This is a genomic window from Oerskovia enterophila, from assembly GCF_001692445.1.
Taxonomy (GTDB): Bacteria; Actinomycetota; Actinomycetes; order Actinomycetales; family Cellulomonadaceae; genus Oerskovia; species Oerskovia enterophila.
In genome coordinates this window covers 38,454-47,291 of record NZ_MAQA01000038.1, presented here as the reverse complement: position 1 = coordinate 47,291, position 8,838 = coordinate 38,454, and the positions used below count along the sequence as shown (strand labels likewise).

The following is an 8,838-nucleotide window of genomic DNA, read 5'->3' as shown; positions in this document are numbered from 1 at the left end:
CCCCTCCCCCGCCCCGGGACAGCGTTTCGACCCCCGTACGCTGCGCCGCCACTGGCTCCAGGTCGCGTCCCAGGACCCCGCCGCGCTCCAGCACGCCTGCGACGAGGGGGTCGACTTCGCGGTCGCCGGCGGGCGCGTCTGGGAGACCGACGAGCACGTGTACCTGCCCGTCGTCGCAACGTACCGGCAGGGAGAACGGATCGCCCGCGAGACGCTCGTGTTCGCGCTGTCCCCCGACCGCGTCGCGACCCTGCAACCCACGAGGCACTACCCGATCTTCGACAAGGCCATCGCGCGGATGCGACGCACACCGCGGCTCGTCCAGTCCTCCTACGGCGTCATGTACGCCCTCGTGTACGCGCTCAACGAGGCCGCCGAGCGCGTCATCCACCACGCGAGCGACCTGCTCGAGGAGATGTCGGACCAGATCGAGGAGGCCACGCTGGGCTACGACCGGCGTGGCCGGGAGATCGGCGTGACCGACATGCAGGGCACCATCTCGCGCATGAACCGGGCCGAGGAGATCGTCTCCAGCACGCAGGAGTCGCAGCTCTCGCTCGCGCGCGCCGCACGGCACCTGCGCAGCGAGATCGCCGACACGGACCCCGTGCTCGCCGGGCTCGTCGAGACCCTCATCGCGGACATCGACGGTGTCAAGGAGCACGCGAGCTTCGAGCACGACAAGGTCCGCTACCTGCAGCAGGCGATCATGACCTCGCTCGACGTCAAGCAGAACCAGATCGTCAAGGTCTTCACGATCATCACGGCCGTGTTCCTGCCCCCGACGCTCATCACGTCGTTCTACGGCATGAACTTCACGCGCATGCCCGAGCTCGAGTGGGAGCTCGGCTTCCCGTGGATCGTGCTCGTCACCCTCGTCGCGGCCGTGATCCCGCTCGTCTACATCAAGCGGCGAGGCTGGCTGCGCTGACCGCTCGCGCGGCGGGCGAGTGCGCGGGCACGCCGCGCGCGGGTCCCGGTGCGGCAGGGAGTCCTGGCGGCCGAACGGACCGGACCCGGGCTGTCGGCCTCCCCCCGTCCGGACGCGCCGACGCCGTCGGGACCATGACAGGCAGGTCATGGTCCCGACGGCGTCGGGTGCGCAGGGCTCGCCTCAGGTCAGCCGCACGTGCCGACCACGCGCCACGGGCTCCAGTAGGCCTCGGTGCCCGGAGCGTTGGTGTGGACCCACCAGTTCGCCTGGTAGTTGACGCCCTCGTGCGACGTCACGTCGCCCGCGGTGTAGGTGCCCGCCGCGCTCCACGCGGGGAAGCAGCCGCCGGCGGCCCCGGAGTCGACCGGGCCTCTCGGCGACGCACGGTAGACGTCCGCCGCGGTGCCGACCAGCTCGTCCTCGTAGTCGCCCGCGAGGTCCCACCACATCGAGCCGCCGAGACCCTTCTCCGCGACCCACTTCGCCTTGAACTCGACCGCGCGCGGGGTGTCGACCGACCACCACTCGTTGCCGTCGTAGCGCCAGGACGAACCGGTCGCCTCGTCGAAGTACTCGGTGCCCAGGTCACGCAGCTCGAAGTACTGCTTGTTGCCTGCCTCGAACGTGCCGGGGGCCACGCCCGTGGCGTACTGCCACGCGCCGCTCGTGCCGCCGTCCTCGACGCCGGTCCAGCCGCGCCCGAACGCCGGGATGCCCACCGTGATCTGCTGCGGGTCGACTCCACGACTCAGGTACAGGTCGACACCCTGCTCGACCGAGATGTCCCCCGAGAACGTCGGGTCGTCGTGCAGGTTGGACTGGTGCCCTGCCAGGTTCGGGGACCATCCGCCGTGCAGGTCGTAGCCCTGGATGTTGCCGTAGTCGAGCGACTCGAAGATCGCCGGGGCGTCCCAGCCCGCGTTGATGACCGTCGGGTTCACGGGGATGTACGCCGAGAGGAGGTACTCCTCGCCCTGCGACGCGCCGTACTCGTCGAGCTGCTTGCGGAACTCGGCGAGCAGCGCCGTGAAGCTCGCCTTGTCGTTGACGGGGTCGATGTGGTTCTCGGGGTGCTGCGACCAGTCCGGTGCTCCGGGCCACTCCCAGTCGATGTCGATCCCGTCGAAGACGCCCGCGGCGGCAGCCGGGCCGCCGCGACCGTCGATCACGGGCAAGTTGCCCTTGAGGTACAGGTCGATGCACGAGGACACGAGCTTCTCGCGCGACTCGGGAGTCGCGGCAGCCTTCGAGAAGAACTTGGACCAGGTCCAGCCACCGATCGACACGAGCACCTTGGTGTCGGGGTTCTGCTCCTTGAGCTTGCGGAGCTGGTTGAAGTTCCCGGCGAGGGCCTGGTCGGACGTGTCCGCCACCCCGTCGATCGAGTCCTCGGCACTGACCGCGTCGACGAAGTCTGCGCCCGCGACACCCGCACCGTCGTTGCCGCCCACCTCGGGCGTGCCCACCTTGTCGGAGATGAAGCACGAGAGGTCGGTCGGGTGGATGTTCCCGAACGCGTAGTTGATGTGCGTGATCTGCTCGGCCTGGCCGGACTCCTGGAAGTCCTTGACCGTGTAGCCGTAGTTCTCGGGCGCCCACGACATGAAGTAGCCGACGTTGCGGTAGCCGTTGATGTCGTTCTCGCCGTTGGGGCTGGCTGCCGCAGGGGCAGCGGGAGCGGCCGTCGCGCTGCCTGCCGCGACCAGGCCGGTCGCCACGAGCGCGAGCGTCGTCGCGGACACCACGGCGCCGAGCGCGCGGCGGCGCACCGGGGAAGGAGTGGTTCGAGTTGCGTGCAAAGGGAGGCCTCTTCGTCTTCCGTGCTGCTGGCCCCGGTCCGTCCCGGAGCCCCAGATGCTGGGCTCCTCGAACCTAACCAGGCTCGCGCACGAAAGATGTACGGGTGTTCCACATGGTTCACAGCGGTCACATAAGGGATTTCCCGTAGAAACCATGCGAAGACCTCGAAACGGTACGAATGGTAGCTTTTCGAACGCCTGCCGCTACGCCTCGACCAGGATCGTCACGGGCCCGTCGTTGACGAGCTCGACCTGCATGTCCGCGCCGAACACCCCCGTCGCGACCTCGACCCCCTTGGCGCGCAGCTCGGCGACCACGGCGGCGACGAGCGGCTCCGCGACGTCCCCCTTCGCCGCGCCGTTCCACGACGGCCGTCGGCCCTTCTTGGTGTCCGCATAGAGCGTGAACTGGCTGATCACGAGGACCGGGGCCCTCTCGTCGAGCACCGACCGCTCGTCGCGCAGGATCCGCAGCTCGGCGAGCTTGCGCGCGACCAGCTCGACCTGCGCGGGCCCGTCGTCGTGCGTCACGCCCACGAGCGCGACCAGGCCGGGCCGGTCCACGCGCCCCACGACCTCCCCGCCCACGCTCACGCTCGCGCGCGTGACCCGCTGCACGAGGGCCCTCATGAGGCGCGGCCCGCAGAGAACGCGGCGCGCACCTCGCCCACGGGCGCTCCCCCGCCCAGGACCGGGGTGCGGCCCACGCGGTCGAGCGCGGCGGCGTCGGCGCCGGGGAGATCGCCCGCACCGAGCGCCGCGAGCGCGGCGACGAGCACCGCGGGCCGCGGGCGCGGCGACCCGTCGAGGACCTTGAACGCGAGCGCACGACCGTCGGGCAGCCCGACCCCGTACACGCCGTCCGCGCCGTCCTTGGCCACGAGCCCGGGGACGGCCCGCATGACGTCGGTCGCATCCCGACCGGTCCCACCGACCATCTCCGGGAACGCGGACATCGCGCGGGCGACCAGTGCCTCGGGCGATGCCGGATCGGCGACGGGCGCACCGGCCAGCCGGCCGAAGGCCCGGGCCATGCCCTGCAACGTCGTCGAGAACAACGGCGCGCCGCAGCCGTCCACGGTGACGTGGAGCCCAGACGCGTCGTCGCCCGTGAGCTCGAGCAGCGTCTCGCGGATCGCGACCTGCAGCGGGTGCGCGGGATCGAGGTACGTCTCGATGTCCCAGCCCGCCGCGACGCACGTCGCGAGCATCGCGGCGTGCTTGCCCGAGCAGTTCTGCGTGATCGACGCGGGCCCGTTGCCCTGCTCCTGCCATGCGAACGCGGCAGGCGGGTACACGGGCATGTCCGGCGTGTTGCGCAGTGCCGACTCGTCGAGGCCCGCGCCCGCGAGGATCTCGCGTGCGCCCGCGAGATGGAAGTCCTCGGCGTTGTGGCTCGCGGCGGCCAGCGCCAGGAGGCGCGGCGGCAGCGACAGCCCGTGACGGAGCATGGCGACGGCCTGGAACGGCTTGACCGACGAGCGGGGCCAGATCACGGTCGACGGGTCGCCCACCGCGAGATCGACACCACCCGACGCATCGAGCGTGACCAGGTGGCCCAGGTGCACGGACTCGACCAGGTCGCCCCGGACCACCTCCGCGAGCGGAGCGGCCGAGCGCAGCACGGGGGTCACCACCCGCCCGGACGGCCGCCGCGCGACCCCCCGGAGCCTCCCGAGCCGCGCCCGAACCCGTACGGCTTGAGGCGCGGGCGCACGTCGACCAGGTAGATGAAGGCGGGGACGAGCGCGATGAGGTTGAAGAAGCTCGTGCTGGTCCACATCATCGGCGGCAGGCCGAGGAACCCGATCGCCGCCGCGACGCCCAGGATCGCCGACCAGATCGGCTTGGTGAGCTTTCCCTCGGCCGTGAACCCGTTCGCGGGACGCCGGAGCGCATCGATGAGCGCGACCGCCTGGGCGACGAACACCACGACCGCGAGGACGACGAGGACGAGCCACTGGGCTCCACCGAAGCTGATCACGCTCCGAGCCTACGGCAGGACGCGCAGCGACTCCGCGCGGGCAGCCGCGGCCACCCGCTCGTCCCACACCGCGAAGATCGCGTCGTCGTGCCGCAGGGTCAGGGCCGAGGCCAGGTGGACGGCGTCGGCCCCGCGCAGCGCGTGACGGTCGGCACCCGCGAGGGCGCTCGCGCGGTCCAGGACCCCCGGGGAGACCTCGACCAGGTGCAGCGCGGGCCACAGCAGGTCCCACGTCGCGAGCGCCTCGGCCCGCTCGGTCGCGTCGAGGACCCCCGAACGCTCCCCCGCGGCGAGGGCCGCCCGGACCTCGGTGTCGGACAGCCGGCTCGTGGTGACCACGTCCGCGCGGTTCCAGAGCGCGCTGGCCAGCTCGGAGCCAGGCTCAGCCACGCACAGCTTCACGAGCGCGCTCGCGTCGAAGTAGACCAGTGCCACGGGGACCGCCGGTCAGCGTCGGATGCGGCGCACGAGGCCCGACATCGCCGACTGCTTCGCGGCCGGGCGTGCCGGCGGCGTGTGGACGGGGCGCTCCTCGGTGGCCGGTGTCAGGAGCCCGTCCCTGGTCAGAGACGTGATGAGGTCCGCGCTCCCCACCGCGCTCAGCCGCGCCACGGGGATGCCGCGCTCGGTGATCACCACGTCCTCTCCGTCACGTGCCCGCTCGATCCACGACTTCAGCTCGGCCCGCAGGGCGCTGACGGAAACCTCCATCCCCTGAAGGTACCGGCACGTGCCCGGATTGCGTAGACCTCCACGCGATCGGATCTCACGGACCTCGGGGCGCCGCTCAGAGCTCGGTGAGCGCCTCGCGCGCCTCGCGCGGCGACATCCCCGCGGCCTCGAGCGTGTCGACGATCGGGGAACGCAGGAGCATGACGAGCGACTGGACCTGCCAGTCGCCCGCGCCCACGGTCCTCGGGTCCGCCGCGGCGGCCGTCTCCGCGAGGATCTCGCGAGCCGTGACCGGGTCCTTGCCCGCCCCGATGGCCTCGGCCAGCACCCGGGTCCCCGCCGCGTACCGGTCGACGATGGCCGCGACGGGCAGGAGGTCGTGCTCGGGTCCGGCGACCGGGCGGGAACGGCGTGCGAGCACCCGGACGCTGCGCATCGCCCGGTCGACCAGGACCGCCTTGCGCTCGAGGTCGCCCAGCTCGGCGCGGTGCTTGCGACCCACGGCGCTCACGCGGGACAGCTCCTGGGCGCTGGTCGCGGTGGCCTGCCACTCCTCGAGCGCCGGCTCGGACGCCCGGCCGCGCACGAGCGCGGCGTCCAGGTCGTCCACGTCGCCCGAGCGGAACCCCCGCGCGAGCAGCTCGAGCGTCTCGGCGAGCTCGGTGGTCGCCTCGTCCCCCAGGATGCGGGGTCGACGGCGTGGGTCCCCCGGCGTCAGCGTCGCGGCGAGCAAGGCGATCGCCCCGCCCACGAGGGCGTCCACGAGCCGCCCGCCGGGGCCGCCCGTCTGTGCGGCGGGCAGTCCCACGATGACGATCGCCTGCACTCCCGCCTGCGTCGCCAGCAGCGCACCGCGGTCGATGAAGCGAGCGACCAGGGCCGAGGTCGCGAGCACGACCGCGACCTGCCACCACCCCGAGCCGATGAAGTGCACGATCAGGTCGCCCAGGCCCACGCCCACCGCGACCCCGATCGCGAGCTCGCCCACCTTGCGGACCTGCCGGTCCAGGCTGAACCCGAGGCACACCCACACCGAGACGGGTGCGAAGAACGGGTACGGGTGACCGAACACGTAGTGCGCGATCCCGTACGCGATCCCGGCCGCGAGCGAGGCCTGGATGATGGGCCAGAACGCCGCCCGGACCCGGGAGCGCCCCTGGCGGAGCCGGGCGCGGAGCAGCAGCCGCCGGAACGCCTTGCGGGCCGCCTCGACGGCCCCCGGCTCCGGCAGCGCCGTCCCGTCGGAGGCGTCCCGCGACTGCGTCATGTGCTCCTGCTCACCGGGTCCCGGCGACCCGGCGGAACCCGGTGTCAGTCCATGCAGTGGTAGTGGCAGGCCGCGACGCGGTCATCAGATCATGCTCCGGGGGGCGTCCTGCCCGCGGGGAGTGATCCCGCGCGCCACAGGACCGCGCGGGGCCGGACGGTCGACCGAGACCCCTTCGCCCGGGACGACGACCTCCTGGGCGGCCGCCACGGCGCCGCCGTCGCAGTCGACCACGAGCTCGACGTCCTCGGGGGCGCTGCGCTTGAGGACCGCGAGCGCGATGGGACCGAGCTCGTGGTGCCGCGCGACCGACGTCACGTTGCCGACCGGGCGCCCCACGGGAGCGGCCCCGTCCGGACCGGGTTCCCCGCCGGGCAGCCGGACCTCGGCACCCGCGACGGGCAGCAGGTGACCCGAGCCGTCGAGGTGGAGCATCACGAGGCGGCGCGGGGGCCGACCCATGTTGTGCACGCGCGCGATCGTCTCCTGCCCGCGGTAGCAGCCCTTGTTCAGGTGGACCGCGGTCCGGAGCCAGTCGAGCTCGTGCGGGATCGAGCGGTGGTCCACCTCGGTCGCGAGACGAGGACGCCACGCCTCGACGCGCAGGGCCTCGCTCGCCCACGTCCCTGCCAGCCGCCAGCCGGCCGCCTCGCGGGACGCGACGGCGTCGGGCAGCTCGGCACGAGGCACCAGGACGAGCCGCCACGCACGGTGCGCGCCGGGGTGCTCGTCGTCCGCCGGGCCGTAACGCGTACCTCCGGGAGCGGTGCGCGGCCAGGGGTCGCGCCAGGTGACGGGCTCGCCCTCGGCGCCCTCGGCGTCACGGGGCTCGCCCAGCACCGCGATCTCGTCCGTCATGTCAGTGATCTCGACGCGCAGCGCGAACTTCATGCGGTCGAGCCAGGCCGCGAGGGTCGGGGCGTGCGACCCCTCGGTCACGAGCCACGTGGACTCGCCGTCGTCCACGACGCCCGCGGAGTGCTCGACGTGCCCCTGGGGGCTCAGGACGAGCAGCTCGGTCGAGGTCCGGGGGGCGAGCCCCAGCAGGTTCTGCGACGTGATCGAGTTCAGCCAGGTGAGGCGGTCGGGTCCCTTGACGCGTACCACGCCGTGGTGCGAGAGGTCGACGACGGCGCCGCCCGCCTCGAGCGCACGCTGCTCACCCGTGGGGTCGCCGTAGTGCCAGGCGACACCCGCGTCCGGTCCCGAGCCCGCGACCGCACCGGGGCGGGCCAGCAGCGGGCTCGTCCGGGTGGGGGCCTCGGCCTGGGGTGCGTCTTCGGTGCCAGCAGTCACGATCGAACAACCTCCTCGGCGCCGCGGTGGGCGCGCACGTCCGTCCGGCCGCGCGGTGGCGACGGCCGTACCTCACACGTCGGACGGGCTACAGGCGGTCCAGCTTCGCCGACGCATACGACTGCAACGACTGACCGAAGGCCGCCAATTCCCAGACCCACATGAGCTGGCCCTGCACGTTGCCGTACAGGCGGTTGGACGCCGACACCTCGGCGGACGTCGAGGTGCGCACCATGGCGTCGCTCGACAGGTCCACGCGGCCGTTGCCGACCACGCCCAGGTACAGGGTCATGCGGCCCGACGGGTCGGCGATCATGACCTCGATCGCGGACTTGTCCTCGGGCAGGCCCTCGGGGCGCTCCGGGGACACGCGCCAGTACCCGGTCTCGGTGGACCAGATCCGCCCGGGCGCGAGGTGGCCCTCGGTGCTCGGCTCGGTCGAGTCGCTCGACGGGTCGGCCTCGGGGTCCGCAGGCTGGTCCGCGGTCCAGGACTCTGGCACGGTCTCCGGGACCTCGGTCTCGAGGACGCGGATCGTCGACTCGTAGCGCAGGTAGGGGCCGCCGTCGTGGTCGAACGTCACGTCCTGGACGAACGGTGTCTCGGGGATGCCCGGGTAGGCGATGACCCCCTCGCCGCGCCACGAACCCACGAGCCATGCGAGCGGGTAGGCCTCGGGGGCGAGCCCCTCAGGGAACGCGAAAGCCATCTGGTGGTACCTCCGGCGGTGCCGGTCCCGTGGACCGGTGGGTGACGACAGGGAGAGGGGACCTGGGTCCCGCCGGGCGACGGAGGCCCGGCGTGACGATCAGGTCAGCGCTGACCCTGGTACAGCTTGTAGACGACGAACCCGGCGAACCACGTGATGGTCACGGTCGCGGCGATC

Annotated in this window: 10 protein-coding genes; 1 reads left to right on the top strand and 9 read right to left on the bottom strand. The window is 72.5% G+C overall.

What is annotated here, in order from left to right:
* A partial coding sequence (locus OERS_RS14645) for a CorA family divalent cation transporter (protein ID WP_068626530.1) occupies positions 1–931 on the top strand: 931 nt, incomplete at its 5' end.
* Positions 932–1,119: 188 nt separating this feature from the next.
* Here the strand turns inward: OERS_RS14645 and OERS_RS14640 are convergent.
* The 9 genes from OERS_RS14640 to OERS_RS14600 form a co-directional block, all read right to left on the bottom strand.
* Positions 1,120–2,733 carry a glycosyl hydrolase family 18 protein gene (locus OERS_RS14640; protein ID WP_169834233.1) on the bottom strand — a complete coding sequence of 538 codons (1,614 nt, stop codon included), beginning with the start codon at positions 2,731–2,733 and terminating at the stop codon, positions 1,120–1,122.
* 204 nt (positions 2,734–2,937) lie between these two features.
* The gene (gene dtd, locus OERS_RS14635) at positions 2,938–3,363 is read right to left on the bottom strand and encodes a D-aminoacyl-tRNA deacylase (RefSeq protein ID WP_056645130.1); all 426 of its coding nucleotides are present in this window, start codon (positions 3,361–3,363) and stop codon (positions 2,938–2,940) included.
* Positions 3,360–4,367 (bottom strand): asparaginase, encoded by a 1,008-nt coding sequence (locus OERS_RS14630; RefSeq protein WP_056646531.1) that lies wholly within the window; start codon positions 4,365–4,367, stop codon positions 3,360–3,362. The genes dtd and OERS_RS14630 overlap by 4 nt, the downstream gene beginning before the upstream one ends.
* Positions 4,364–4,717, bottom strand: coding sequence for a DUF2516 family protein (locus OERS_RS14625; RefSeq protein ID WP_068626518.1), 354 nt, complete (start codon positions 4,715–4,717; stop codon positions 4,364–4,366). Before OERS_RS14625 ends, OERS_RS14630 begins: the two co-directional genes overlap by 4 nt.
* A 9-nt stretch (positions 4,718–4,726) precedes the next feature.
* Complete coding sequence (locus OERS_RS14620) at positions 4,727–5,152, bottom strand: type II toxin-antitoxin system VapC family toxin (protein ID WP_056645129.1); 426 nt, start codon at positions 5,150–5,152, stop codon at positions 4,727–4,729.
* A 12-nt stretch (positions 5,153–5,164) separates the two neighbouring features.
* Entirely contained in the window at positions 5,165–5,428 is a 264-nt protein-coding gene (locus tag OERS_RS14615; protein ID WP_056645128.1) for a type II toxin-antitoxin system Phd/YefM family antitoxin, read from the bottom strand.
* Positions 5,429–5,504: 76 nt separating this feature from the next.
* A complete protein-coding gene (locus OERS_RS14610) occupies positions 5,505–6,656 on the bottom strand; it encodes an FUSC family protein (RefSeq protein ID WP_083201496.1) in 1,152 nt (383 codons plus the stop codon).
* An 84-nt stretch (positions 6,657–6,740) separates the two neighbouring features.
* A complete protein-coding gene (gene ygfZ / locus OERS_RS14605) occupies positions 6,741–7,952 on the bottom strand; it encodes a CAF17-like 4Fe-4S cluster assembly/insertion protein YgfZ (protein WP_068626515.1) in 1,212 nt (403 codons plus the stop codon).
* A gap of 88 nt (positions 7,953–8,040) precedes the next feature.
* Complete coding sequence (locus OERS_RS14600) at positions 8,041–8,661, bottom strand: heme-binding beta-barrel domain-containing protein (protein ID WP_056645126.1); 621 nt, start codon at positions 8,659–8,661, stop codon at positions 8,041–8,043.
* Between the last annotated feature and the right edge of the window lie 177 nt (positions 8,662–8,838).

Coding starts and splice junctions, on each gene's coding strand:
- OERS_RS14615 (WP_056645128.1), bottom strand. CDS start 5,428: ATGGAGGTTTCCGTCAGCGCCCTGCGGGCCGAGCTGAAGTCGTGGATC.
- OERS_RS14600 (WP_056645126.1), bottom strand. CDS start 8,661: ATGGCTTTCGCGTTCCCTGAGGGGCTCGCCCCCGAGGCCTACCCGCTC.
- OERS_RS14610 (WP_083201496.1), bottom strand. CDS start 6,656: ATGACGCAGTCGCGGGACGCCTCCGACGGGACGGCGCTGCCGGAGCCG.
- dtd (WP_056645130.1), bottom strand. CDS start 3,363: ATGAGGGCCCTCGTGCAGCGGGTCACGCGCGCGAGCGTGAGCGTGGGC.